Origin of the sequence: Brevibacillus sp. HB2.2 (assembly GCF_013284275.1) — a bacterium.
Lineage (GTDB): Bacteria > Bacillota > Bacilli > Brevibacillales > Brevibacillaceae > Brevibacillus > Brevibacillus brevis_D.
The window spans coordinates 50,960-76,685 of sequence record NZ_JABSUV010000022.1; the positions used below are offsets into that span (position 1 = coordinate 50,960).

Below are 25,726 nucleotides of genomic sequence, written 5' to 3' on the forward strand. Positions count from 1 at the left end.
ATCTTCATACGCAAAAGGCTGGTGGTACCCATCGTACCCCCAGCCTCTTTTCATGAGATATATTCCTGCTGCAAAATTCCCATGTGGACAATATCATGCCATTTTCCCTCTCGAAACAAAAACTGCCGCGAGATCCCCTCCTGCTTGAATCCGAGCCTCTCATACAGCTTGATCGCCCTTTCGTTAAAAGAAAAAACACGCAGCGATACCCGATGCAGATTCATTTCCAGGAATGCATAATCCAGCAGCAGCTTCAGCGCTTCTCGTCCATACCCATCTCCCCAATACTCCTTCTCCCCAATATCGATGATGCACTCCGCATTGCGGTTTTTCAGGTCGATTTGGATGAGAGAGGTAATCCCGATCGGTCGATTGGTTTGGCTGTCTACGATCATATAGCTCTTCGAGGCGCTTGCATGCAGAATGACCTGATTCACAAACCCGTTCGTATCTTCCCACGTATAGACGTCCATGGACGGATTCGTTGTCCGCATGACTTCTTCGTCATTTCTCCACCTGTGGTAGACGTCCACGTCCTCCCCCGTCATTTTTCTCAAATAGATTCTCTCTGTTTGAAACAACATTCGTACCCCTCCTTATTGAGTCGGTCCCAGCATCGCTCTCAAAGAAAACAACAGTGCTTCTATCTGCTCGGGCACCTTTGTTTTGTCTGGGCCCAAATGCGCGGTATCCAGCATCAGCCCATCGATAACCGAGATGAAATAGCGAGCGATCACCTCAGGTGGTAGCTTTGGCTTGAACTCACCTGTCGCTGTCCCATGCGCGAAGAAAGCTGTCAACACGTCGACCATTTTTTCATAGCGAGTCGTGATGTATGGATAGCTCTGTTGCTTTTGCTGATCCTTCAGTGACAGGAAAAACTCTGAGTTAGCCTTGGACAGTGTTTGATCGATTTTCTCGATCTCGCCCTGTTGCTTGTTAACCCATTTGGTGATTTGCTGCCAAGACCTTTCACCATCAACAGGCGCGAAAAATTGTGCATCCTGTTGATCCTTGAATTGCAGCAGCTCTAAATATAAGTGCTCCAGATTATCAAAGTAGGCATACAAGGCTCCTCGTGATACGCCTGCCTCGTCCATGACGTCTTGCATGGTGGCCCGTGTATAGCCTTTTGTGATAAACACACGTTTTGCCGCTTGTAGCAGTTCGATTTTCTTTTTGGTTTTGTATTCGTCGCTTACTTTTGGGGCCATGGGGTTTTGGGTCAGCCTCCTTTGAGCAAAATATACATGAGTGTCGTTTTTGTTGATGAGATTATCATAAACGACAATGATGTCGATTTTCAACCCCTTATGATTTCTCCATAATTTTCAACAGAAGAAGCCGAATGTCCAATCAATGAAAAAACCATGGCATATTCTGTATTAGATTGTCATGAAAGGATGGGGGCATTCTTGAAAAGAAAAAAATCGAAGGGTCTCAAGAAAGCCTTTAGATGCTTGGTACAATATGGACCTTCTCTGGAACGTCGTAGAGACCTAAGTAATCACCTGAGGGATGAATGTAATGAGTTGAATCCGAATAATCCGAGTGGGGCTTTTTGTTGTTACCATTGTAGTAGATGTGCCATATATGGTAATCGGTTTGGTGACTATGACTGTAACTATTGTAATTCCGTAGAATGTAAGGGCGGGTGAACAGCATTCCTCGATATAGAAAACGCGAAAAGCACCCTGCTTCACCAGTAACAGTGATGCAGGGTGCAAAAACAGCCACACACTCTATTGCGTCCGATCCGGTATCACAAACGACACCGTTGTTCCTTCACCCGGCTTACTCGTAATGCGCAAGCCCTTCCCATACATTTGCGTCAGTCTCCGATTCGTGTTGGACACGCCAATTCCGCCTCTTTCCTTCTTCGACAAGTCAAGAATTTGCCGCACAGTCGCTTCCTCCATCCCGATACCATCATCCTTCACCTCAAAAAGAGTGGCAGCCTTTTGCCGGACGATGCGGATATGGAGTGTTCCCCCCTCTATTTGGGTAAGAAGACCATGGTTGATTGCATTCTCCACTAACGGCTGAATGGTCAGTGGTGGGATGTGAAGATCGATACCAGGCTCAACCTCCCACACGATCTGTAACCGCCCCCCAAATCGTTCCTTTTCAATGTAAAGATACGCTTGGACGAGCTCCAGCTCATGGGAGAGTGCTACTTGTTTTCCTGTATTCAAAAAGTCAAAGCTGATATGCAAGAAGGCGGTAAACGCATCCCCGAGTTTACGCATTTTCTCTGTATCAATGTCACTCAACGCCATAATCGAGCTAAGTGTGTTGAACAAGAAGTGTGGGTGAATCTGTGCCTGCAAGTAGGCAGCCTCCATACGCAGTCGTTCATCGACGGTTTGCTTGAGTGTCGTCAACGACCAGACGCGGTATTTCAGCTCCATGCCATCGACTGGTTTGCAAACATAGTCATTCGCACCAGACAAATACCCGGTGTATACATCCTCAGACTGGCTGCGCGCCGTTAAGAGCAAGATCGGAAGCTCTGAAACAGAGAAATGCTCCCTGACCCTTTGCGTCAGCTCATAGCCCGACATATGGGGCATCATGACATCGATAATAAGTAAATCCCACTGCTCTGTAAAAAGCAGATCGAGCGCGTCTCTTGGCGATGCGCACGTAGTAATTTGATAATGCGAGGAGGAGAGCATTCGATCCAGCACCCTTAGGTTAACCGGATCGTCGTCGATGGCCAATATGTTCGCCTTTCTTTCTACAAACGCATGTGCAGCCGTTTGCTGAACAGCCAAAATATCTGGAGCTTCACTCTGCCCCAGCTGATTAATAGCCGTCATTTGATTACTCTTATCTATCTGCTCCACATATTGACTCTCTGCTGCTTTCATCTCATCTGTACTAACCGCGGGCAGCCAGAAGCGAAATACCGAACCTTTGCCCGGTTCAGAGTCGACTCTTAGCTCACTATCATGCAGCTCTACCAGCTGGGCACAAATAGCAAGACCGAGGCCAATTCCTCCGCCGTCGTTCGTTGCTTGAGCTCCCTGCTCATACGGCAAAAATATACGTGCCTTGGTATACTCGTCCATCCCGATTCCTGTATCAGATACATAGATCGCCACCTGTCCGTCCATGCTCTTAGCCGAAACGACGACAGATCCTTCTTCCGTGAATTTCAGTGCATTGTGAACAAGATTGAACAGAATCTGGACTAGCCGCTTCTCATCTGCCAAGATTGGCGGGATGGACTCTGGTATGTCCATTTTCAGTTGAACAGGCTTGCCTTCTACCATATAAGTGAGCATGCTGATGATGCCGGAAACAACCGATTGAATACGCAACGGTTTCTTTTGCAACACGATATGCTTGTCCTGCAATCGTACGACATCTAGCAAATCATCTAGTAAATGCGACATTCTGCGGCTGATCGTGATTAAGAGCTCCATATCCTGCTTGCTCCGACCACCTATGACATGCTTTTCATTGTTGACGACAGTTTGGGCGATATTCAAGATGCCATGCAACGGCGTCCTCAGTTCGTGCGAGGTATGGGCGAGAAACTGGTCCTTGAGCTTGTCCGCTTCTTTCAATTGCTCCGTTAGCTTTGCCTTTTCCTCTGAATTGCGAAAGAATCTCTTGAACCAGTAAGCAGAAAAACTGACAAGTGCAGCAATCAGGTCGAGCGGATAATACACGTACTTGATATCGATCATTTTATATTCGATAATGGCGGACCATATGACATTGGACAAAATACTCGTTGCAGCAATGAGCAAAAACACAGCATCATTCTTGTCATGCATAAGCATGCGGCTGATTTTGAAAATAAACAAGAATAACGGACCAAAATAAATAATGACTAAAAATGGCGTTCCAGCTAATATATACACCCATTGTGCTGTTCCCAGTATGATGACTGCTGAATAAAGACTGAGCACGGAAAGATATGCCCGAAACGGCTTGGAGTATTCTTTCTCCTCCTGATCAGATAGACTCCTGACCAATAATATCATCAGCAGAGGCTGCCATATGTAGGCGAGCACTTCTACCTTGATCGACCATGTATAATCGATCGGGAGCCAAAGTAACAGCAGATTGTCATAATCAGAAACAGTCTTTATCCCTACGCAGGAAAGTAACAGAAGAAACACCAGAAACTCTTTGTGGCGGGCATTCAATACGTACAGGATGCCGGCATACAAGCCATGAAGCAACAAGATGAGGAAGGTTGCCATCTGGAAGCCGATAGAGTACCAACGTTCGGTGTCAACAGCGGCCTGCGACCCGAAGTAAATCGATCTGACGATGCCTCCTTCGATTGGATTATGAAAGTTGGCCGTTCGGACAAGCACTTCAATGACCTTTGCATCACCCGCAATGTACGTAGCCGTGAAGGATGCCTTCTGCGGCGTGTACTCCTCCGCTGTTGTCGCAGGCACTCCGATTCTGGCTAATATCTCTCCGTTAACCTCTACGGTAGAAGATGCTTCCACTTCCGGAACCCATAAGGTGTATGGCTGATTTAGTGGTTGATCGACCAAAATCCGCAAACGGTATGTACCATAGCCATACGGTGAAGGAGAGGCCCTGGAAAAAGCGCTGCTCCAATTGCCAGGTACTTCAAGGTACTGTCGTTCGTCATTCGATGATTGCTTGAAATCTTCATGCGTGATGAAAGAATCAGGGTAAAACTCCCATTCCCCATCCAGTGAAATGGACGGGGAATTTTCAAAGTCCCACCCGCGCATATCAAGAACCCCTTGAATCGCTTGCGGATGATCTGGTGATGCATGAAACGAAAACCAAAACGTTCGAAGACCTAGGAGAAATGCTAAAAACAAGAGAAGAATCACAAGATGCTTACTTATGAGTGCTTTTGAATGACTCCGATTATAGTTGCTTTGCTTTATCATAGTAAGATCATCTTTCGACACGATTCGAATTATCCCTTGTCAAATTACAGTCCACCTCTTCCTATTTTTCTCACACAAACTGTCTGCTATCGTTATTCCGCCCAAACCGATAGATGGCGATCAAGGCAAAAACCGTAGCGAATGCGAGTAAAATAGCTATGTTCAAATACAAGCTCCCCAGACTATACCCTTGTTGAAGCTTATTCACTGCATCGAGCAACCAATGCTGAGGCAAGAATGTTGAAATTTTGCGCACGGTGTCCGGCATGATTTCCATTGGAAAGAAACAGCCGGCCAGGAGGCATGACGGTACAATGATCAGGTTGGAAATCGCTCCAGCACCTGCTCTACTCTTCGCAAAGGCAACGGTCATCAGAGAAAGGGCGATAGCGCCCAGCGCAAACACGAACAACGGCAGAATCATTTGACCATACGAGACGCCTGCATCTATGCCAAAGACGTTTTTCATGACAAGCAAGGTCACGATGATTTGCAGCAGTAAAATAAACATGTTGACGATAATATTCGAGAATACATAGGATCTGGCCGACATCGGCGAAGAAAGGAGGCGCAAAAAGGTGCGATTCTCTTTTTCTTTTAAAATGATCTCTGACATGTTCACCGCTGAAAGCATCATGAACATAATGAGGAATCCAATCGATTGATTCGTCATGCGCGTCACGTTTGATGTGTCTTGAAGCGTTACCGTATGGAGCTTGTAGCTTTGCTCATGGTAGGCCGTATACAGCTTCGTGAACTTTGCCTCATCTGTCTGTGCCACTTTTCCAATCGCGGCAATATTGCCGATATAACTGTGCAGCATGGCCTTCACGTAGGCAGTTACCTGTTCACCCTTTACGGAAACAATATTCAAGTGTGCCGGCTCCCCATTTCGAACACTAGCAGCATACCCTGACTCGAAAACAATTCCGCTATCCAGCTCACCAGAAACGATTTGTTCACGCATCGTTTGTTCGTCGATGACTGTGACTTTGATAGATTCCAATCCCTCGATAAACCGGATCGTGTCCTGCGTGATCACCTGGTCCCCGTCCTGATTGATAATTCCTACATGGATTGTGCCGCTACCTGCATTGCTGTACAGGGTAAGAGACAGTAGAACCCCAGCGATCGGCAAACCCAAGTAAGTGAACCAGCTTTTTTTACTCCGAAACGTCTCCATCAGCGTTTTCCGAATTAGCCACAGCATTTCATTCATACGAAAGCACCCTCCCGTCTGCGCATCGTGATAACAGAAATGATGATGAACGCCGTAGCGATGCTCACATTCATTGCAATCGCAAACCATGCGCCTCTCGTATTGTCTGTGTAAATGATTTGCATCAGACCTGTATTCGCCCAGTGAAGGGGAGAGAACTTGGACAGGAGGCCAAAGAAACCAGTTGATTGATCAACGGGAAAATAGGCACCGCCTACAAAGGAGGCGACCTGCGTAAAAATATTGTTGATTGACCTTACCCCTTCACCTTTGAAAAGAAAGCTGATCCCCAGACCCAGGCTGACGGCTAGCAGCACCTCTGTCAAAAGCACGAGGATCACCATTCCGTAGTGGTTGCCCCAATCTGCTTGGAACACGAACTTGCTGACTACGAACACGACAAGCACGAAAAACAGATTGACGAACGTACTGCCGATAATTTTGCCGGTAAAAATGACACCTTTGCTGACAGGTGCTGCCATTAATCGTGTGGATGTTTTGTTCGTTCGCTCTCCGGTGAACAAGTAACTCGCAGAGAACATCGAGTAGAGCGCAACCATGGTCGTCATCGCAATCGCGTAATAGTCGATTGCCCCCGGTTTTTTATTGGGATTCAAGGCCGTTTCATGAATAAAATCATCACGATGTTCGATACCCTTGACTATTGCCGAACCAGATTCGGGATCTACCTGATAAGCTGCGGATGCGAGCGAGTACCGATCTGCAAAAACGGTTAGCATCCCCGCGAGGATATTGCTTCCTATCGCATTCTTGCTGCTTCCATAAAACTCAATCCCCGCATCGCCGACGACTGCGTACCCCGTATAGCGATCCGCCCGAACTTCCTCCTGCCCATCCATGCCTGAGCTTGCTTGCGCGACCTTCACTCCTTTATCATCCAATGCTTCGATAAACGAGTTCCACGCCGTAGACATTTGCGCATTCGCCCCGTTGCTTCTATACAGCAAGCGCATGTCTCCTACAGTCCTCGTATCATCGAATGCATTGGAAAGGGCTGAGCCTAATATCAGCATCAGGATGACGGGAAGCGCTAGCATAAACATAAACGTTCTTTTTTCGCGAAGGCTGGACTTGATTTCTTTTACAGCGATATTCCATATGTTCATGGCAAAGCCCCTCCTCTAGTCTCGCAAGTTTCGACCGGTTAAGGTCAAGAACACAGTCTCCAGATTCGGTGCTTGCTCCTCAACGGAGCGGATTTCTACCTGATCCTTGATGAATTGTTGAATGATCCGGTTCAGGTTGTTGATCTCCGTTTTCGATACGATTTTGATCGTATTCTCTTCTTGAAGCACCGCATTCACACCAGGAATCGCCTTAATACCTTCGAGGTTTAATGGTTCATCTGCTCTGAACCCAATCCAAATTTCCTTTGCGTCCGTAATAATCGCTTTTAGCTCCTCTTTCGATCCTTCTGCGATGACTTTTCCATGATCGACAATGGCAATGCGGGTGCAGATTTCTTCGACTTCCTCCATGTAATGGCTCGTATAAATGATCGTGCAGCCCATGTCGTTTAGCTTGCGTACCGAATTCAAGATATAATTGCGTGAATGAGGGTCAATCCCGACAGTAGGTTCGTCCATGATGATCAGCTTCGGCCGATGGGCAATGGCACAAGCGATGTTTAACCGACGCTTCATCCCGCCAGAAAAGTTTTTGGGAAAGCTAGTAGCTTTGTCACCGAGGCCTACGAATTCAAGCGCCTCTTCCGTCCGTTCGCGAAGCAGTGATCCACGCAGTCCGTACAAACCAGCAAAAAACCTCACATTTTCATAGGCAGTCATATCCTCGTAGATGGCGATATCTTGTGGCACAATGCCGATGTTCATTTTGGCGAATTTGCTGTGCTTCTCAATGTTTTTTCCCAGAAGGGTAATCTCGCCCTTTGTTACGCGCAATAGGGAAGCGATCATATTGATAGTCGTGCTCTTTCCCGCTCCGTTGGCCCCCAAAAAACCAAAGATTTCTCCTTCACGCACATTCAGAGACATATTGTCGACGGCGACGAAATCACCGAATTTTTTCGTTAACTGACGAATTTCCAATACATGACTCACGTACCTCACTCCCTTCGTGGTTATGTCTGCATTGTAATAAAAAAGGATGCCCCTATGTCAGTGCATAAGTTCATCCCTCGGCATATGAGATTTCTCATGTTGTTTCCCATGATTTTTTTCATTCGTTGCGATAAGGTAGCAGAGTGGTCACGCTAAAGCCTCGCGTACCGTCTACAATCACTGTTCCACCAGCGGAAGCGGCTCTCTCCTCCATCCCGAGAATGCCAAGCCCTTTTACAACCTTTTCTGCACCGGTCCCATTGTCTGTAACCACTGCTTTGATGAATGTATTCAGCACTCGTACCTCTAGGGAAATCACTGTCGCCTTCGCATATTTGAGTGCATTCGTGACCGCTTCCGTCGCATTTTGCTGGATGATTTTCCACTGAATCGGTGTAATGACATCGATGTCCCCGTTAAAAGTAAGCGTGGCTGTCACTGTCTCTCTCGCAGACAACTCATCGACAAACAACCGGAGTCGATTGATTCCCAGCTCCTCCGGCCGTGGCTTCACATCCTTGAGTGTCACTCTGATTCGCTCCAGCCCTTCCTTCGATATTGCGATCGCATTGCGAAGTAGCTCGGATGCCTTGTCCTGATCGGTCGCCATCAGCAGTCGTGATGCTTCCATCTGAATGAGCGCACCTGCCACTGCATGCCCCACATCGTCGTGAATTTGTTGAGAAAGGCGATTGCGCTCCTCCAATTGAATCGTATAAGTTGACTGGCGGAAGTATTCGCTGCTCTCGTTCAAGGAGCGGGTCAAGCTTTGTAAATCCTCCCTCAGCTTCTCCCGTTCTGCCTCCAATCTACGAAGCTTGTCAGTTAGCATGCTGCCACACCTATACAGCAAAAAGCTAAGAAAGGCCATTAGTAAATACAAGGGCATCCATTCAGGCAACACGATGAACAAAGGCAACAGCATACCTCCAAATACGACCACCCTCTGCTTACTCACCAAGAATACGATCTCCAAAATGTGGACGGGCAAGAGCAACACAAGTAACGGGTCCAACACAAGTGTACTTGCTACCACGAACACGATGGATATTCCCATAAATAATTGCTTATGATTCCTCTTTTTCACAATGAGAATAGTGAGATTACCAGCCAAATACAACAGGTACACTAGAATTTGCCACGGGTCCATTTCAGAAGTGGGATGAACCAGAAAAGAAGTCACGATGATAAACCCAAGCACCGCTGCCTTATTCGCCATTGTCCATAACTCCATCGGTAGTAACCTCCTTTCAGTCAGACATGTTCGTTTCGCCCGTCAAATAATAGATGGCGATCTGCGTACGGTGTTCAAGCGCCGTTTTATTCAAGATGGAAGTAATGTAATTCGCAACGGTTCCCTCGGAAATAAACAGCTTCTTGGCGATTTCTTTGTTCGATAGCCCTTTGGCGATCTGCTTCATGACATCGAGCTCCCGTTCCGTAAATAAGCTTTTGTCGATTTTGCTTTCGGTAGGGATGCCTGCTGTCGCTTTGGGAGATGGGGAAGTGGACACGGTATCCGCCGCGTTCCTCCCTGTATTCAGGTTCATTTTGATCTTATCTAGGACGACATCCTGCAGCACATGATGGTTGTTATAGACACTCTTGATGGCATCTCGGATGCGGTTGGGATCATTGTTTTTCAATAAATAACCGCGTGCCCCCGCTTGAATGGCTTCGAGGACAAATTCGTCATCGTCAAACGTAGTCAAGATGAGTGGTTTGACTGTAGTTTCCGTAGTCAGCACACGAGTCGCTTCCACTCCATTCATGTTCGGCATCCGAACGTCCAAAAGCGCGACATCTACCTCGTTCTGTTTGCAAAACGTCACCGCCTCGACCCCATCCTCCACACTCCCCACTACTTCAAACTCCGCAAAGCTCGTCAGGATGATTTTCATACCTTCCCGTATAAACGAATTGTCGTCTGCGATCAACACTTTGATTTTCAAAGCAGCTTGCCTCCCGTCGAACAGACCCTCGACCGCATAAAGAGCGGACGTATATTTTTTTCCCAATATTACCACTGTCCTGCTTTGCTTCACAATTGTAGAATCTCGCCCCAATGGTTCTTACTTTCCGGTCACACATGGAAAAATTAACACTTCGAAAATATATAGACACCAATCATATGTGTCAGTATGATATATTACCTAAGCCCTCTTACCAACCTATCGGGGCCAATTTTTTGAATGGAATACTCTATGGAGGGGAATTTGTGGAAACATCACAACTAAATAAAACGGCTTGGAACACCGGGGCTTACCAGGCGTGGCTGAAACGCTTTGGAACCCCCGCTGAGGCAGCGGTCAAAATTCAAGAAGACCCCCAAAAGCGAATCGGCAAAGTATATGAACACATGGGCGACATTCGCGGCAAAAAGATTATCAATTTACTCGGCTCAAATGGAAACAAAGCCGTTGCGCTCGCCTTGCTAGGTGCCGACGTGACCATCGCCGATTTCTCATCTGAGAATGAGCAGTACGCCAAAGAACTGGCTGCATCTGCCGACGTTGACCTGACTTACATCGTTTCGGATGTATTGCAGCTCCCTTCAGATGTATTGGCTGGTGAGTATGATCTCGTTTTTATGGAATTCGGTATTCTTCATTACTTTTTGGACTTAACCGAATTATTCCAGGTGGTCAACTCGCTCCTGCGAAAAGGCGGCGTGCTCGTCCTCCAAGATTTCCATCCGGTATCTACAAAACTCATCTCCTCACGCGGAACGACTGCGAATATCCGCAAACATAAAGTAACAGGCGATTATTTCGATACCTCGCTTGAGGAAAAGGACATTGCTTTCTCCAAATTCCTCTCGAACGGCACAAATGTCGCTGAATCCAAAGTATTGTTGCGCAATTGGACATTAGGAGAAATTGTTACGGCCATTGCGAGCAAAGGGCTGTGCCTAAAAATGCTGGAAGAGCTACCGAATCTCTCCTCGGAGGTTTTTGACAAGGGAATCCCGAAAACCTTTACGATTATCGCCGAGAAATTATAATGAACGTTTGCCATCATCTTATTACATTCCTACTACCGAACAGAGGAGGCTTTCCCTTCTCTTTTTCTTTTACATACTTATAGACTGACGGTCAGTCATATGGTAATCTTTATCCAACCACTTACTGACAACCGAAGGAGGCGCCGATGAAAAGAATCGTGAAAGACCCCACAACACGGCGAGCAGAAATATTGGAAGCCGCCGGAGAGCTATTTCGAAATCAGGGCTATGTCCATACAACCGTGGATACGATCATTCAAAAGGTGGGCGTAGCGAAAGGAACCTTTTATTACTACTTCAAATCGAAGGAAGAAATCCTTGAAGCATTTGTCCACTCCATGGTCGATACGCTTTGCGAAGAATATAAAAAAATCGCTGCTGACTCTACCTTACCCGTTATGGAAAAGGTGCGCCAGATGCTGCGCAGCCAAAGCTACCACCTCGATAAGCAAGCCGAATGGATGGAAAGCTTGCATCGCCCTGAAAACAGAGAGCTTCACGAGCGCCTGAACATCGCCATTATCTTAAAAATTGCTCCTGTCCTTGCGCAAGTCATTGAACAAGGAAATAAAGAAGCTGTCTTTCATGTCGAGAATGCTTTGGAGACCGTTCAGTTTCTCCTTGCTGGCTCGCAATTTTTGTTGGAATCAGGCATTTTTCATTGGGAGCAAGAGGAGCAGACAAAACGTCTACAGGCCTTGCAGATGATTATTGAACGGTCACTAGGAGCTGCGCCGGGGTCCTTCTCGTTTCTATAATGGCTGAAAAGGAGGAAAGACAATGAACGCTCATGATAAAGCCTTTCGCAGATTTCTGATCATTTGGTCAGGGCAGTTGCTTTCTGCTATCGGTAGTGGACTTACCGCTTTTGCCTTGGGTGTCTTTGTTTTTCAGCAGACCCAATCTACCATGAGCTATTCATTCATCATTCTCTTCTCTTTTCTCCCCTCCTTCCTTTTACTCCCCTTTAGCGGGGTGCTGGCAGACAGATTTGACCGCAAGAAAATGATGATCATTGGCGATATTGGCTCCATAGCTGGTATCTTGTTCATCTTGCATGTCATGCTCTCCGGGCGTATGGAATTATGGCACATCTATTTGGGGGTCGGCATCAGCTCGATCTCTGCCGCTATCCTAAATCCAGCCTATAAAGCAGCCGTCTCCGATCTGGTTTCGGAAGAGATGTACTCACAGGCAAGCGGGCTCATCCAACTGGCAAGCTCCGCTCAATATCTTATTTCCCCACTGATTGCAGGGCTTCTTCTCAGTACTTTTGATATCCAGCTCGTCTTACTTATCGATATGATGACCTTCCTTTTAGCTGTCGGCGCCGTGCTGATGATTATGAACCACGATACCACCCCCCAGCAACATGAAAGACAAAGCTTTTTTCACGAAATGTCTGAAGCCTTCCGCTATCTCCTTTCAAAGAAAGGCGTTTTCTTGTTCGTTCTGTTAATGTCTGTCGTGTGCTTTTACATCGGGCTGCTGCAATCGCTTTTTGGGCCTATGATGCTGACATTAACTGATTCCAAGACACTCGGTATCGCCCTCTCTGTATCTGCATCGGGTATGCTCGTCAGCAGCCTGTTAATCGGACTCTTCGGTATGGGAAAGAGAAAGGTATTCATGCTGTCCTTCTCTCTCGTACTTGCTGGCTTGTTTTACGCCTTGATGGGTGTGTTTACTTCCGTTTGGATAATTATGGTTTTTGGCTTCCTCTTTTTCATCACGCTTCCCTTTGTGAACACCAGCCTCGAGGTTCTCATCCGAACGAATGTAGAAAATGAACGACAAGGCAGAGTGTGGGCGATGATCACGGCTATTTCACAAATCGGTTTCGTGCTGGCATTTGGGTCGGCAGGATTTTTGGCGGACCATGTATTCAATCCGTTATTTGATCCAGATCGATTGCTGGGTCAAACGGTCGGTCAGGTCATCGGAACGGGGGCGGGCCGAGGAATTGGCTTTCTGTTTGTCCTCTCTGGCATACTCGTGGCGCTACTGGGAATCGTAATCGGGCGTGTGAGGAAAATACGGGATTTGGAAGGAATAACACTGAAAGGTAAACATTCTTACAAATAAAAATATTTTCTCAAAAACTATGCAACCTATTCATATTTTCCTCCGTCTTGAATGTCGAGTTCATGAGACTTACACCTAGAAGGAGGAAGATTCAAATGAAAAAAGCAATATCTACTTCGTTGGTTGCTATTCTGCTCGCAACCAGTGTACCTGCTGCTCTGGCGGCTAACCTGGAGAGCAAAGGAAATGGGAAAGGCAAGCCCGAAGTAAAGGCAGAAGCAAAAGATAAATCGAAAGAAACTTCTGTCAAAGAATCTGATACCGATACAGATAGCGACGATGAGAACTCAACCGAAGCTAGCACAGAAACCAACATCAAAGACGTAAAGTTGAAAAAACAGCTAATCGAGCTTCGCCAAGAGCTCAAGCATACGGCTGAAATCACGGAAGATCAAAAAGCGAAATACGAGCAACTGGTAGCTGATCTGGAAAAAACCACTGACAAGCATGGAGCTTTGGACGTACAGCTTGAGCTTCTTCAGCGCACGTACCAAAAAGGAGACCACACACCCTTCCAAAAGCTTGGAGAACTCCTTGAGGATACAGGCTCGACAGAAGTGAAAGCATTCGTAGATGGAAAACAGGTAAAAGCGGATGTAGCACCGTTTGTAAAGGGTGGAAGAGCTTTGGTGCCTGTGCGTGCGATCAGCTCCGCATTGAAAGCGGAAGTGAACTGGAAGCCAGAGACTCGTAGCGTAGAAATTACGCGTGGCGAAAAATCTATCACGCTGTACCTCGATAAAAAAGAAGCAACTGCAGACGGGAAAACCATCTCTCTGGACACTGCACCTGTCCTGAAAAATGGACGTGTCTTCCTGCCTCTGCGCTTCATCAGTGAACAGTTGAACGCGGAAGTAAAATGGCAAGAAGAAGGCAAAATCGTCATCATTGACGACCTTCAAGCCCCTAAAGAATCCGAGCAGGATACAGACTCCAACGATACATCTACAAAGTAATACAACAAGAAGTCTTCATTTGGCATAGAAAAAAGATAGTGGTTCCCATTAGCTCCTCTTGGCTATGAGATCCGCTATCTTTTTTTATGTTTACCATCACTTTTACCCATGAGTTTGTGGGGGGATAGCGGCATCCGCTAATTTTCAACGCCTGAAAACAAGCTTTTTTCCCCTATAGTTCGTCCAGTCATGTCCAAGCGGCATTCATAAAATATGGTATGAACACGAAGGAGGTGGATGTATGTCTTGTGGTTGTAAGGATCGAGAAAAAAAACACGGGATTGAAAGCGATTGTGATCCAGACTTAGACAGGGATTTCGATAGAGACGTGGACGAAGATTTTGAATGCGACCATGATCGTTGTGGTTGTCGCCGCCGCCGTCGTCGTCGCTGCCGGTTTTGTTCCTTCTTCCGTCGCAGGCGTCGCCGCTGTCGTTTTTGTTTCTTCTTCCGTCGCAGGCGTCGCCGCCGTTGTTAGTAGTGAAGTTTTAAAAATGAACGAAACGTCCGAATCATTTGACCCGGACGTTTTGCTTTTTCTACGCTCCAAACCTCTGGCGGTACCCGCATCTTCTACATAATTCCTCGACAGCTTCCCTGCGAGAGAATCCTTCTATCAGATTATTGGCCCGCTCGCCATCCACAATATCAGTAAACGAGGTCTGATTGATATTCCCCAGATTAATAACCCCTTCCCCATCGAGACAACACGGCACAACGGTTCCATTTTCGAGAATCGCCGCTTGTGTGCGCAGGCCATGGCAAAAGCCTTTTCCGTCATCTTCAGGCGCTGTTAGACTCGGCCATTGGAATTCGTAATCTTGGTTCAAATAAACGCGGTCATCGATTTTTACCCCACTGCCTGCCACTACTTTCTCTTCAATTCGATAGTCCAGCCCAAACTCTTTCTCAATTACTTCGAGCGTCTGGCGGTTTCTACTCTTTTGAATGTTCGTAGCGTTGTCCTGTGTCAAATTCCACAGACGGAAAGAAAAAATCACCTGATGCTCTTGCGCTTCCCGAACAAATGAAAGAATTTCGCGCAAATAACCTTCACGGTCGGTTGAACCGATATGTCCGTCAAAGCTGTGAAGTGAGAAGTTCATTTGTCGAAGCGCAGGCTTGCCCAGCAATTTATGCCGATTTTTCGCAATGAGCGTACCATTCGTGGTGATATTGACCTTGAAGCCTTTCTCATGACTGATATCGAGCAGCTCATCAATTTTGGGATGCAGAAGCGGTTCCCCTTTGACGTGCAGGTAAATGTAATCAGTATGCGGTTTGATCTCATCCAGCCTTTTCGCAAAGTCTTCTACTTTAATAAAACTTTTACCGCGTTCCGTTGGCGGACAAAAGGTACAGGCGAGATTGCAAACGCTGGTGATTTCTATATAGACTTTTTTAAAGTTTTTCAAGATGTTTTCCCCATTCCCGATGCCTATGATTGATCATACCCATCATAGTAACATAGGAGGGCTTTTACAGGTAACGGTGTATTCTGGTGGTTTGGACGAAATCTCACGTTCCTTTTTCATAGTCCTCTTTCAGCATTCCGTAAATCTCCAGATCCACAATCCCTTTGCCCGACCACAGCGTTGCTTGTCTAAGCGTTCCTTCCTTTATGAAGCCATTCTTCAACAATACTTTTTTAGAGGTCTCATTCTGAGGCATCACTTCCGCCTGTATTCTGTTGACGTTGACATCCATGAACAAAAAGTGGAGCAATAGGCTTACTGCTTCTGTCGCAACCCCTTTTCCCCAATGCGCTTCGGACAAGAAGTAGCCAATCGTCACCATGTTTACCTTTTGTTGAAAGTCGAAAGCTTCCATAATACCAAGCAAGTGATCGGGGTTATCATTGGCGAATATCCCCCATTTGATCTTGGATTTTTTCAAATAGTCTCTCTCAAAATGCCCGATCATGCTTTTCACTGTCGCTTTATTATGCTTGGGGATAATCCCGCAGTATGTAAATACATGGTCATTGCTGTAGATTTCAAATACTTCGTCCAAATGCTGCTCTTCAATCTTCTTCAAGGTGAACCGATCTGATTTTAGAATGGGAAACTGGTTAAACAGTACGTCAACGTTCATGATTTCAGCTCCATCTTTTGATATTCTCTACCTTCTTAATTTTTCCAGCAGGGCTCATTTTCCTTCTTATCCACCTAATAGAAAAAAGGTATGGAAGCTCGCCTCCATACCCGCATCATTCATTTCAAGAATAGTAGATAAACAGCCATAATCCCTGAATCTGCAAGGATATGACTGACGATCGAACCCATCAGTGAGTTGCTCTTGTCTCGCATATATCCCCAAATTATTCCCGCCAAAAAGACTGGAAAAATCATCGCGATATTATACGGCCAGCTAAACAAAGGAATGATGGAGAGGAAATGATACAGGCTGTAAAACAATGACGTCAGCAAAATCATGGTTCGCTTTGTTCGTCTTCCTTCCAGCTTTTTGAATACATATCCTCTCCAGTAGATTTCCTCAAGAAACGGATTGATCACTAGCAAAACAAGGATGAGCCAAACGACAAGATTGCCTGTGAAATCCCATTGTACCAATAAAATTTGCAGATCATCCTTATCAAACAACGCGCTGTGAAAGAAATATCCTGCAACAATCATGGTGAGAAAGAAAAGAAGTCCAGTCCAAATGCCGTGATACATATTGGGGCGGTTGATTCCCAATCCTATTTGCCTGAATGTGTCCCGCCACGTGTTTCCTTTCAAAACGATCATGTCTACAAACGGAACCGCAAACAGCCACCCGTAAAACAGCAAAAACGTGACTGGGACGCTACTCATGACTTGTAATCCCAAAAAGATCATAATCGTTGGCCCTAGAAATAACAGAACATGCTTCATCGTATCCCCACCAAATCATGGCTTGTTTTACTAACAAGATTGTAGCGAGGAACACCAAAAGCGAGTAGTACTAACTTCGCGTAGTACCAAAAAAACGAGGGCATGGATCACTCCAGCCGCCAATGACCATAGCCAGCGCAGCCAAATTGGCAAAGCCGCAAAGGGCGAAGCTGATGATCACCACACTTTTTTGCGACAAATTTGCAATCTCAGGTGCAAAAGCCGTGTACGCAACAAACTCGTTGAGGACAATCTTTTGCCCGATGAAAGAACAGGCCTTTAGCGCTTCCTCCCATGGAACCCCGATCATGGGGCTATCCCTTCCGGACGGCCTCCATGTATGACGGCTGGAACCCTTTGGTCAAGGTAGGGCCTGAAGCTCCATTCGAAACACATTCAGGGCCTGTCTTTTCGTATCCTCCGCGCCCATATAGATCACGCATTCCATGCCTAACATCGCGGAAACCGTCGCGGTGGCAACTCCATATTTTCGACTAGTCCGAACTTGATAGCAGCATCTTATATTGGTACTTTTTACAAAACAAATATTTTATCTTCATATTTTCCCAATATAGTTCGGGTAGTCTAACAAAAGCGGTTTACTACGTCGTTTTTTCATTCGGAGGGATATGATGAAGATTCATTTTCAAAAGAAAAGCTTGCTGATCGCAACAATCACGGCTCTATCCTTAATCGGAACACAAGGGGCAGGGGCAACTCAAAATGTAACGGAAGCACCCGTTGTAGCCGAAATTCATGAGTGGAAAAATCCCCCTGTTCTCGCTGAAGGTATTAAAGAAGGCGGTTTCTCCGGTCTCGTGCATCTCCCTAATGATCCTCCTTCTATCTTTTATACATTGGCTGACCGTGGACCAAATGGGCAATACGGCAAGGACGAGCTGCGTACGTTCCCTGACCAAAACTACACACCACGCTTGTACAAAATCAAAGTAGAGAACGGAAACATTCATGTTTTGGAAACCATCAAGCTGCATTTGCCACAGGGCAAAATCGATGTTTTTACGAAGACTGCCTATATCAGTGGATTGCCGAACCTCGCTGGCCCTGATGAAGTTCCCTACGATGCGACAGGAACAAAAAAGATTAGTTACGATCCAGACGGTTTGGATTTGGAAGGCATCGCTTACAACCCGGTGGACGATACGTTTTGGTTATCCGACGAATACCGCCCATCCATCATTCAATTAAAGCGTGACGGCACGATCCTGGGCCGCTATGTACCAAAAGGCTCCAAAGAAGCCTTGGTTGCAGCAGGTGCAAAGATGGAGATTTTTGATACGCTGCCAGCCGTCTATTCCAAGCGCATTGCAAACCGTGGCTTTGAAGGCGTCACCATCTCGCCAGACGGCAAGTTCTTGTATACTTCGATCCAAAGCCCGATGGCAATCCCTGATAAAAAGACAGGAGAAGCTTCCCGTAATCTGCGTATTTTAAAGATGGATCTCGCTACCAAAAAAATCGTAGGCGAGTACATGTACATCGCAGAGAACGCGAAAGACTTCGTGAAAGTAAAACAGAAAGACGTCGTCATCAGCGACTTGGCAGCACTTAGTCAGGATGTGTTACTGATTGACGAGCGAGACAAAAATGCCGGTGCAAACGCACAAATTAAGCGAATTTACAGAGCAGATTTTTCGAAAGCAACCAATTTACTCGGTACGCCAACAAGTGAGCATGACTTCGAAAAACTCACCGTCGCCCAAGTGAAAGAAAAAGGAATTGTGCCTGTTTCCAAGGAATTGCTGGTGGATGTAGCTAAGCTGAACTATCCGCATGAAAAGCTGGAAGGACTAGCGATTGTAGATAAAAATACGATTGCCATTGTGAATGACAATGATTTCGGCGTTGATGGCTATGATGAGAAGGGCAAGATTAAAATCAACAGCAATCCAACGCAGATGTATGTGATTAAAGTGGGTAAGGATTTGAAATAAGAATGAAAAGCCTCGTGGATGGATTCGTATCCACGAGGCTTTTCATTGTCTTTCGTATTCTCATTAATACAGCTTTGATAAAAATTCAGTAAATGTAGAGGCCATTGGAGTAATTCCCTCTCGTTGCCATTCTTCTAGTGATTTTTCTTCTAGTTGCTCTTTAGTCAGGTCTTTCTCTGTAAACATGAATTCGTGGTCTACGAAAACAATGATTGGTTCAGCATGTTTTCCTTTACTATAATCAAAGCAAATGTTACCACCACCAGCATCGTATCCGATAGGAATCAATCCATCAGGTACATAATCCTTAACGTCCTCGAATGCTGTCAAAATATAGTAACTACCAACCTTACTGCTAAGGCTATAGAATGTATTAAATACTTTACCTTCTACATCTCCATAATCAAAAACACATGGAACCGGACATCCCTCATGATTTTCAAGCATGCACTCTACAAAATCTTTGGGAAATCGTACGCCTAAGGCAGCTTCTACTTCTTCGATATCTCTGATGTCTATTTTCTCTGTGCAGCTTTCAAATGTTACATGCTTTGGAATTGTCATGTCATTGCTCCCTGTTAATAATTTCGTTCTATTTTACTAATATCGGTAATTTTTACATTTTGTTGAGATAAAAAAAGGAAGGGGCTTGATCCCCCTTCCTTCTCCACTCATTCCATCTCTACTGCTCTTTCTATAACGAGGCCCAGGTGTTTTCCAGCCACTGATCAAAATCAGCACCTTTTTCTCCCTCGTACGTATCATAGATATCGCTTCTCATTTTTTGCAGTTTCTCTTTGAATTCCTCGAGCGTATGACCTTTTGGCAAGCTCTTCTTAATTCTTACCAAGGCTTTCGTTGCGCCTTTGATCAAGTCGCCTTTTTTCTGAGCAGGTAATCGAGCACCTTCCCCAAATGCTTTCAGTTTTTGAAAAGCAGTCTCTTGCACTTTGTACACCGTATCGTTTTCCATGATTCTCGTCAGTAATTTCATTGTTTCTTCATGCTTCCACTGACCCAATTCTTCAACAGCCTCTAAACGCTCTCTCCAATTAGACGTTCGATTGGCAGCTTTTTTTAATTCCTCAAAATTCGGAGGAAACTCATTTTTGATTACAGTATTATTCATCAAATCTATCTCCTTCTGACTATCATCCTTCTATTATGGCACTACATCATATGAATAACACCCCCTTCCCACATATAAATTCCTTGAAAAAAGTGTGGAGAGCGAAGAAATTATAGTAAAAAAGCTTCTTGCCGCTCATGATGATGAGGCAAGAAGCTTTTCATTTTTAATTCGGCACGGAATACAAAGACATGATACATCTTGCAGCTTCTTGGTATCCGCCAGCGTTACGGAAAGAGTCCCCTACTTGTATCGCGTGCTGTTTATAGGTCGATTCGTTCAACACTTGCAGCAAAGCATCCCTCAATGCTGTCGGTGTGAGCTTTCCCCTATCTAACATAATACCCGCTCCCAGCTCCTCCACCCGCTTTGCCACAATCGGCTGATCGGAGCTTAATGGAATCATGACGAGGGGCACATAAAAATAGAGAGCCTCACTCGTACTGTTCATGCCAGCATGTGTAATAAAAGCATCGGCCTGCTGGAGCACTTCCAGTTGCGGAACGTACGGCTCAATGATGAAGTTTGGTGGAATATGTTCTCCAAGAGACTCCAGCTCCGTATCTCTCCCGCAAGACAGTACGAATTGAACTGGAATATCTTGAAAGGCTGCAAAGCACAGTTTGTACAATTCCACATCTTTGGTCAAAATACTGCCCATGGAAATGTACACGACCTTATCGTATGAAGCACGTAGCTTTTCAAACGGAAACGGAGGAGAATCAGGGCGCGAAGTAATTGACGGTCCTGTAAAAATGTAGCTATCGTCCAGCTTGTCGGCATCTGGCTGGAATTCACGGCTGGTAAAGACAATCTTCATGTCCCCATATTGACGGGTAATATCCTCAATGGCAGGGACCTCTACGTTGCATATACGAGCGATGCTCTGTGCAGTCTGCGTCACTCGTTCATAAAGTGCATCCACATCGACAGCATCACTTGCATCAAGCACTTCGACAATTTGGCTGAGCGGTTCAGCAAAGGCGAAATTGGTTACGGAGCAGATCGTCGGGATTCCTAACTTCCCCCCTAAAATCGCCCCTCCCCACCCAAACAAGGAGTCAAAAATCAGGTAATCAAATGATTCGTTTTCGATCTGCCTGAGAATCTCAGGAATGTGGGGTTCAATAATACCTCGCAGCATAAAATCGTTAAAATGAAGAGGGTGTCTGAATTCTGTTGGGTTAAAACCTAAATCACGAGATACTTGTTCATCCTTGTGATAAGCGCGGAATTGCGCCCCAGTCTGGGCAAGCCTATCCCGATATTCTTCTGAACACATATAGACGACTTCTTCTCCGTTGTCGACTAGCTGCTTCACTAAACCCAATGTAGGATTTACGTGACCATCTGCTGGAATCGTAACATACAATACGCGTGCCACTCACTCCACCTCCAAAAGAATATTCGCTTAGAAAATGTTTCCATTTTATTATAGGTCAGATGGTTGGTAAAAATGGTTAAAATCCAAATATTTCATAATTTGTTCAATATTTTATATGAAGATGTTTAGTATTGTGCATAAACCCATATGTCAAATGATTTCAGGAACCGGCTTGTACATCCACGAGTTTTTAAAACGCAAAAATCCCTTCAGCCATCATTTCTCCATGTGAAGGGATTCCATCCATATTATTTAATTAACAAAGCCCCGAAAGCCCGGTCCTACAAGGAGTTTAACTTCTTTACTTTTTTTAGATATTTAAAATACTCCTCTCGAAGCGGGTGCTTTTTACTCAACCACGGTTTGCTATCTTCCCCTGTGTAGTGAATAATGGCCGGATCTATTCGCAGGTTGCTTTTATAAAGATGCTTGGACTGATAATTCCACTTTGTGTCAAGTTTAAGCCAATTATCATGAAGAATCGCATTCATCGGATCTTGACTGGGATACCGAATAATGCCTTGGTTCTTTCTCATGTAATCCATAATCTTTTTTGTGATGTTATGCTCTCTCCATTTTTTCAAATTCATGACTAATACTCCTGCATTAAAGTAATCACAGTCATCCGGAATAGCCAGATCGGCATGTCTTAGCTTGTTTAATCCTTGCCAAGAATCTATCACCGCTGCAAGGTAATATTGATCAACTTTTGTGTTCCATAATGGAGTGATGTCTTTTTTAATAACGATATCACTGTCCAAATAAATCACTTTTTCAACTTCTTTATCCAGCAGGTCTGGAATAGAAATTCGATGATAGGTTTCCTGCGTTAGATGATCACGGACGAGGAATCCATCATATAGGGTCGGATCAATAGTGACATATTTAATTTGAGCATGGAATCGTTTCACAGTTTTCGTTAAGATGGATTTATTTTCCCCAGAGACTTGACTGTCAATAACGTGAACGATGACTGGGTTTTTCGAAACCTTATTTTCAAAAAGGGAATATAACATGACTGCGAGATGTATAGCAAAACCATCATTAACGGCTGTTACAATATGAATCGTGCCCACTATTCTCCCACCCCATATCCTAATTGAGCTATATATACACACTATTCATGGACAGCGTTGGTTTGTGTGATGAAAATACCCAATTATTTCTAGATGGGAGCACAATTCACAGCTACACCCCTCCGCTGATGCCGCTTTTTTCTGTGTTCGATCAGAAAACCGTTATACGACTAGAGCATGTTCCATCGGTCCCCATAAAATATATAAGCTGTAAGAGCGACTCGAATTCGGCAATGACCTTATCCCATAAGTGGCGGTATGAGGGTAATTTGTCCAAGCTTCAGACTGGGCACAAAGAAAGTACCTATTTAAAAGGGTGATGAAATATGATCTCCTTTGTGGTTGGCAGAGGGATGGGCCATCTCGGTAGATGCATTAGCATATCGGAAAAATTGCAGCAGCACCACCTTCCTATTCACGTGTTTGCTTTTCGTGAAACACATGGCTATTTATCGAAAAACCTGCACAATGACGTCCAATTGAAAGCCTTTAAATCCAAAAAATTCGAGGATGGTAAACAAACCACACTATTAATAAATGATTGGCGCTCCGATGTGCCTCGATTTCGCAGTGAGGGGAAAGTCAGTGGAAACACAAAGCTCGTGACCCTCTACCACAGTGACTTTATTATCGGTACTAATGATTCAGCTCCGATGCGGGAATACAAAAATCGCATTGTAGAAATCGCCAATGAATCCGATATCTTTTTGCACATGAACCTTATACCGCCTAAGCAGACCCATCCGCACATGAACTGCATCTATATCCCTATTCCTTTAATCACCAGGGAAATCAGCCAATCCCCACAAGAAGTGCGACGCATGTTAGGCCTTCAGCAGAACGAGTCCTTTATTCTGGTTCACATGGGCGGCGGACTCGCTAACCGTTATGAACAGATCGTGAAGTGGTATGATCAAATAAACTCACTTGCTGGCCGCTATCGATTTGTTGTCGCTGGGCAATTGGCAGATGAAGATTACCAGTTCGATGAAAGGATCATCAAAGCCCCGCTCATTCCGAATGGCAAAAATCTTGTACAGGCGGCCAGTCTGGTCATTAGCAAACCGGGCATGGGCATTTTAGGAGATTGCATCTCTACAGGAACCCCATTGCTTTTCCTTCCGCCGGATGATGCAGAACGCGAGCAAAAAATAGATATGCTAAGAGAAATAGTCAACAGTGATAAGGTATCGATCCAGGAACCGGAAGAGATTGTACCAAAGATTGAGTATGTGTTAGCAAATAAAGAGGTCATTCAAAAAAGATTTAGCCTTATCCCTACCAACGGCGCTGAGGTCGCAAGCAAAATTATCGAAATGGCATACCGGATCCCGCTATCGAAATTGGCAAAAAGACAGGAAGACCTCCTGCGCTTGACGCCGTATAGCTCCTTTGGACATAAGGGCGGATGACTTTGAAGTAAACAAGGAGGACTGTCTTAGGTAGAAGAGCAATTTCTACTTAAGACAGTCCTCTTACTTGCGCGTTATTCTGTAATCACTTACGTACATTTCATTCGCTAGCTCACTGCCCATTGCTTAAAAAACGCAAGTATTTCATTCAGGTTTTTCGGACCACCAAATGCCTCAAAACATCCGTCTTTCAATCTGCAATGTACCCAATCATTCTCGGTTCTATCTACAACATAAAATAACCGGGAAATATGTCCACCGATTAGTATTTCTCTATAGACCGATTTGAAGCGTAACATTTTTGCTACATTTACAATATGATGTGCCTAGAACAATCTAAAGAGGTGAGCCGATGGCAGTCGTAAAAGCCAGGAGCAGTGATATTGACATGTTGGCAAGGTTGCTTCGAGCCGAAGCTGTAGGTGAAGGCGAAATGGGTATGCTCCTTGTGGGGAATGTTGGAATCAATCGAATAAGAGCGAATTGCTCCGATTTTAAAGGACTACGGACAATTCCTCAAATGATCAACCAGCCGCATGCGTTTGAAGCTCTACAACATGGTATGTTCTACCAAAGGTCTAGAGATAAAGAACGCCGTCTGGCACGACGGGCTGTGAATGGGGAGCGCCATTGGCCCGGGAAATTCTCCCTCTGGTATTTTCGTCCGGGAACGGCGCAAAATCCCCTGCCTTGTCCGCCGACCTGGTATAATCAGCCGAACGTGGGAAGATACAAGCTTCATTGTTTTTATGAGCCGACCGCGAAAGAATGTCAAAATGTATATAATACTTTTTAATGTTATGGACGAAAACAGCCCAGACATTACACTGCCCCAAGCGAAGAAAGGGGCAGTTTTTTTATATGCTCGTGCGGATCACTATACATATTGGCTATGTCGTCTGCCCAATCATTGTTTTTCGGCTGAACATACAATGTTGAGAATTCATTGTAAAAGGAGTGATTTTCAATGGCATTTAGACCGCCTCTAGGGCCACCTCCGGGTCAGCCGCCAGGAGCACAGCAAGTACCACAGCCGCTAACTCCTCCACCGTCGTTCATCCCCCCACAACCCGCTCCCTTTAGAATTGATCCAGGGGCAATTGAAGGTTGTTTGTTCCGTTTTACGTATCTTTGGCTTGCAAATGGAGAGCAGTTCTGGTTTTTCCCCGTTTTTGTAGGTTCTAGATCAATTGCAGGGTTTAGATGGACGGGGAGGACTTGGAGACGAACTGGATTTGATCTACGGTTAATTATTGCATTTACATGCTAAGGCGCAACTCTCTTCTCCTTTACACCGATTCGATGCATAAGATACGCTCCTTTGAAATTAGGAACACAAGCCCCAAATAGATTCAGCCTGCGCGCGATTTCATGGGCTGCACGACCTTTGTCGTTAATTGTGCAGCCTATTTATGCTTCCATGCGAAAAAAGCAGTTTACACTTCAAATGAATCCCTCTTTTAAAACACACATAATTTGAACGGGATAAGAAAACGTAAGGAGTCGTGAATTTCATTTGGTATAATTTGGGGATGCAAGGGGGGTGGTAAAGGTATATGAGCGAATCCGTCTTTCGTTACATAGAGCTGCTTGAAATTGCTGGAGGCATATTCTTTTTCAGTTTGTTTAGGTACGGGTTAAGTAAGCATCA

General features: G+C 45.2%; 25 protein-coding genes and 1 pseudogene. 8 read left to right on the plus strand and 18 right to left on the minus strand.

What is annotated here, in order from left to right:
- Positions 1-50: 50 nt before the first annotated feature.
- From HP401_RS17135 to HP401_RS17170, 8 genes are all read right to left on the minus strand, one after another.
- Positions 51-584, minus strand: a complete 534-nt coding sequence (locus HP401_RS17135; protein WP_173605850.1) for a GNAT family N-acetyltransferase — start codon at positions 582-584, stop codon at positions 51-53.
- A gap of 12 nt (positions 585-596) precedes the next feature.
- Positions 597-1,214, minus strand: a complete 618-nt coding sequence (locus HP401_RS17140; protein WP_173605899.1) for a TetR/AcrR family transcriptional regulator — start codon at positions 1,212-1,214, stop codon at positions 597-599.
- A 528-nt stretch (positions 1,215-1,742) separates the two neighbouring features.
- Positions 1,743-4,898: a hybrid sensor histidine kinase/response regulator gene (locus tag HP401_RS17145; protein ID WP_217366123.1), complete on the minus strand. Its 3,156-nt coding sequence runs from the start codon at positions 4,896-4,898 to the stop codon at positions 1,743-1,745.
- A 70-nt stretch (positions 4,899-4,968) separates the two neighbouring features.
- Positions 4,969-6,117, minus strand: a complete 1,149-nt coding sequence (locus HP401_RS17150; protein ID WP_173605852.1) for an ABC transporter permease — start codon at positions 6,115-6,117, stop codon at positions 4,969-4,971.
- Positions 6,114-7,244 carry an ABC transporter permease gene (locus HP401_RS17155; protein ID WP_173605853.1) on the minus strand — a complete coding sequence of 377 codons (1,131 nt, stop codon included), beginning with the start codon at positions 7,242-7,244 and terminating at the stop codon, positions 6,114-6,116. Before HP401_RS17155 ends, HP401_RS17150 begins: the two co-directional genes overlap by 4 nt.
- Before the next feature lie 15 nt (positions 7,245-7,259).
- Entirely contained in the window at positions 7,260-8,198 is a 939-nt protein-coding gene (locus tag HP401_RS17160; protein ID WP_173605854.1) for an ABC transporter ATP-binding protein, read from the minus strand.
- Positions 8,199-8,316: 118 nt separating this feature from the next.
- A complete protein-coding gene (locus HP401_RS17165; protein ID WP_173605855.1) occupies positions 8,317-9,432 on the minus strand; it encodes a sensor histidine kinase in 1,116 nt (371 codons plus the stop codon).
- Positions 9,433-9,448: 16 nt separating this feature from the next.
- Positions 9,449-10,150: a response regulator transcription factor gene (locus tag HP401_RS17170; RefSeq protein WP_012684491.1), complete on the minus strand. Its 702-nt coding sequence runs from the start codon at positions 10,148-10,150 to the stop codon at positions 9,449-9,451.
- Between the two features lie 266 nt (positions 10,151-10,416).
- Here HP401_RS17170 and HP401_RS17175 point away from each other — a divergent pair, with 266 nt between their 5' ends.
- From HP401_RS17175 to HP401_RS17190, 4 genes are all read left to right on the plus strand, one after another.
- Positions 10,417-11,202, plus strand: a complete 786-nt coding sequence (locus tag HP401_RS17175; RefSeq protein ID WP_173605856.1) for a class I SAM-dependent methyltransferase — start codon at positions 10,417-10,419, stop codon at positions 11,200-11,202.
- Positions 11,203-11,348: 146 nt separating this feature from the next.
- Entirely contained in the window at positions 11,349-11,960 is a 612-nt protein-coding gene (locus HP401_RS17180) for a TetR/AcrR family transcriptional regulator (RefSeq protein ID WP_173605857.1), read from the plus strand.
- 22 nt (positions 11,961-11,982) lie between these two features.
- The gene (locus tag HP401_RS17185) at positions 11,983-13,287 is read left to right on the plus strand and encodes an MFS transporter (RefSeq protein WP_173605858.1); all 1,305 of its coding nucleotides are present in this window, start codon (positions 11,983-11,985) and stop codon (positions 13,285-13,287) included.
- 95 nt (positions 13,288-13,382) lie between these two features.
- Positions 13,383-14,243, plus strand: coding sequence for a copper amine oxidase N-terminal domain-containing protein (locus HP401_RS17190; RefSeq protein WP_173605859.1), 861 nt, complete (start codon positions 13,383-13,385; stop codon positions 14,241-14,243).
- Positions 14,244-14,547: 304 nt separating this feature from the next.
- Here the strand turns inward: HP401_RS17190 and HP401_RS17195 are convergent, their stop codons facing one another.
- The 5 genes and pseudogenes from HP401_RS17195 to HP401_RS17215 form a co-directional block, all read right to left on the minus strand.
- Positions 14,548-14,793 carry a hypothetical protein gene (locus HP401_RS17195; protein WP_173605860.1) on the minus strand — a complete coding sequence of 82 codons (246 nt, stop codon included), beginning with the start codon at positions 14,791-14,793 and terminating at the stop codon, positions 14,548-14,550.
- Complete coding sequence (locus HP401_RS17200) at positions 14,783-15,658, minus strand: radical SAM/SPASM domain-containing protein (protein ID WP_087349325.1); 876 nt, start codon at positions 15,656-15,658, stop codon at positions 14,783-14,785. The genes HP401_RS17195 and HP401_RS17200 overlap by 11 nt, the downstream gene beginning before the upstream one ends.
- A 103-nt stretch (positions 15,659-15,761) precedes the next feature.
- On the minus strand, positions 15,762-16,337 hold the full coding sequence (locus tag HP401_RS17205) for a GNAT family N-acetyltransferase (RefSeq protein ID WP_173605861.1): 576 nt from the start codon (positions 16,335-16,337) through the stop codon (positions 15,762-15,764).
- Between the two features lie 119 nt (positions 16,338-16,456).
- Positions 16,457-17,119: a CPBP family intramembrane glutamic endopeptidase gene (locus HP401_RS17210; protein WP_173605862.1), complete on the minus strand. Its 663-nt coding sequence runs from the start codon at positions 17,117-17,119 to the stop codon at positions 16,457-16,459.
- 97 nt (positions 17,120-17,216) lie between these two features.
- Positions 17,217-17,429, minus strand: a pseudogene (locus HP401_RS17215) (nucleoside transporter C-terminal domain-containing protein); the annotation flags it as partial.
- Positions 17,430-17,751: 322 nt separating this feature from the next.
- Between HP401_RS17215 and HP401_RS17220 the strand changes: the two are divergent.
- Positions 17,752-19,074 (plus strand): esterase-like activity of phytase family protein, encoded by a 1,323-nt coding sequence (locus tag HP401_RS17220; protein WP_173605863.1) that lies wholly within the window; start codon positions 17,752-17,754, stop codon positions 19,072-19,074.
- Positions 19,075-19,137: 63 nt separating this feature from the next.
- Here HP401_RS17220 and HP401_RS17225 read toward each other — a convergent pair whose 3' ends face one another.
- From HP401_RS17225 to HP401_RS17240, 4 genes are all read right to left on the minus strand, one after another.
- Positions 19,138-19,638 carry an SMI1/KNR4 family protein gene (locus HP401_RS17225; RefSeq protein ID WP_173605864.1) on the minus strand — a complete coding sequence of 167 codons (501 nt, stop codon included), beginning with the start codon at positions 19,636-19,638 and terminating at the stop codon, positions 19,138-19,140.
- 130 nt (positions 19,639-19,768) lie between these two features.
- Entirely contained in the window at positions 19,769-20,203 is a 435-nt protein-coding gene (locus HP401_RS17230) for a HEAT repeat domain-containing protein (RefSeq protein ID WP_173605865.1), read from the minus strand.
- Positions 20,204-20,369: 166 nt separating this feature from the next.
- On the minus strand, positions 20,370-21,587 hold the full coding sequence (locus HP401_RS17235) for a macrolide family glycosyltransferase (protein WP_173605866.1): 1,218 nt from the start codon (positions 21,585-21,587) through the stop codon (positions 20,370-20,372).
- 281 nt (positions 21,588-21,868) lie between these two features.
- Positions 21,869-22,663: a glycosyltransferase family 8 protein gene (locus HP401_RS17240; RefSeq protein ID WP_173605867.1), complete on the minus strand. Its 795-nt coding sequence runs from the start codon at positions 22,661-22,663 to the stop codon at positions 21,869-21,871.
- Positions 22,664-22,989: 326 nt separating this feature from the next.
- On the opposite strand from HP401_RS17240, the gene HP401_RS17245 reads away from it, so the two are divergent.
- The gene (locus HP401_RS17245; RefSeq protein WP_173605868.1) at positions 22,990-24,075 is read left to right on the plus strand and encodes a glycosyltransferase family 28 protein; all 1,086 of its coding nucleotides are present in this window, start codon (positions 22,990-22,992) and stop codon (positions 24,073-24,075) included.
- A 107-nt stretch (positions 24,076-24,182) separates the two neighbouring features.
- On the opposite strand, the gene HP401_RS35715 is transcribed toward HP401_RS17245, so the two are convergent.
- Positions 24,183-24,374, minus strand: coding sequence for an Imm53 family immunity protein (locus tag HP401_RS35715; protein ID WP_173605869.1), 192 nt, complete (start codon positions 24,372-24,374; stop codon positions 24,183-24,185).
- Between the two features lie 53 nt (positions 24,375-24,427).
- Here HP401_RS35715 and HP401_RS17255 point away from each other — a divergent pair, with 53 nt between their 5' ends.
- Positions 24,428-24,871, plus strand: coding sequence for a cell wall hydrolase (locus HP401_RS17255; protein ID WP_173605870.1), 444 nt, complete (start codon positions 24,428-24,430; stop codon positions 24,869-24,871).
- A 171-nt stretch (positions 24,872-25,042) separates the two neighbouring features.
- Entirely contained in the window at positions 25,043-25,345 is a 303-nt protein-coding gene (locus tag HP401_RS29925; protein ID WP_234126487.1) for a transporter, read from the plus strand.
- Positions 25,346-25,726: the final 381 nt, after the last annotated feature.

Excerpts from the sequence above, each read along its gene's own strand:
- HP401_RS17135 (WP_173605850.1), bottom strand. The coding sequence starts at position 584 with ATGTTGTTTCAAACAGAGAGAATCTATTTGAGAAAAATGACGGGGGAG.
- HP401_RS17140 (WP_173605899.1), bottom strand. The coding sequence starts at position 1,214 with ATGGCCCCAAAAGTAAGCGACGAATACAAAACCAAAAAGAAAATCGAA.
- HP401_RS17145 (WP_217366123.1), bottom strand. The coding sequence starts at position 4,898 with ATGATAAAGCAAAGCAACTATAATCGGAGTCATTCAAAAGCACTCATA.
- HP401_RS17150 (WP_173605852.1), bottom strand. The coding sequence starts at position 6,117 with ATGAATGAAATGCTGTGGCTAATTCGGAAAACGCTGATGGAGACGTTT.
- HP401_RS17155 (WP_173605853.1), bottom strand. The coding sequence starts at position 7,244 with ATGAACATATGGAATATCGCTGTAAAAGAAATCAAGTCCAGCCTTCGC.
- HP401_RS17165 (WP_173605855.1), bottom strand. The coding sequence starts at position 9,432 with ATGGAGTTATGGACAATGGCGAATAAGGCAGCGGTGCTTGGGTTTATC.
- HP401_RS17180 (WP_173605857.1), top strand. The coding sequence starts at position 11,349 with ATGAAAAGAATCGTGAAAGACCCCACAACACGGCGAGCAGAAATATTG.
- HP401_RS17185 (WP_173605858.1), top strand. The coding sequence starts at position 11,983 with ATGAACGCTCATGATAAAGCCTTTCGCAGATTTCTGATCATTTGGTCA.
- HP401_RS17190 (WP_173605859.1), top strand. The coding sequence starts at position 13,383 with ATGAAAAAAGCAATATCTACTTCGTTGGTTGCTATTCTGCTCGCAACC.
- HP401_RS17205 (WP_173605861.1), bottom strand. The coding sequence starts at position 16,337 with ATGAACGTTGACGTACTGTTTAACCAGTTTCCCATTCTAAAATCAGAT.
- HP401_RS17210 (WP_173605862.1), bottom strand. The coding sequence starts at position 17,119 with ATGAAGCATGTTCTGTTATTTCTAGGGCCAACGATTATGATCTTTTTG.
- HP401_RS17220 (WP_173605863.1), top strand. The coding sequence starts at position 17,752 with ATGAAGATTCATTTTCAAAAGAAAAGCTTGCTGATCGCAACAATCACG.
- HP401_RS17225 (WP_173605864.1), bottom strand. The coding sequence starts at position 19,638 with ATGACAATTCCAAAGCATGTAACATTTGAAAGCTGCACAGAGAAAATA.
- HP401_RS17230 (WP_173605865.1), bottom strand. The coding sequence starts at position 20,203 with ATGAATAATACTGTAATCAAAAATGAGTTTCCTCCGAATTTTGAGGAA.
- HP401_RS17245 (WP_173605868.1), top strand. The coding sequence starts at position 22,990 with ATGATCTCCTTTGTGGTTGGCAGAGGGATGGGCCATCTCGGTAGATGC.
- HP401_RS35715 (WP_173605869.1), bottom strand. The coding sequence starts at position 24,374 with ATGTTACGCTTCAAATCGGTCTATAGAGAAATACTAATCGGTGGACAT.
- HP401_RS17255 (WP_173605870.1), top strand. The coding sequence starts at position 24,428 with ATGGCAGTCGTAAAAGCCAGGAGCAGTGATATTGACATGTTGGCAAGG.
- HP401_RS29925 (WP_234126487.1), top strand. The coding sequence starts at position 25,043 with ATGGCATTTAGACCGCCTCTAGGGCCACCTCCGGGTCAGCCGCCAGGA.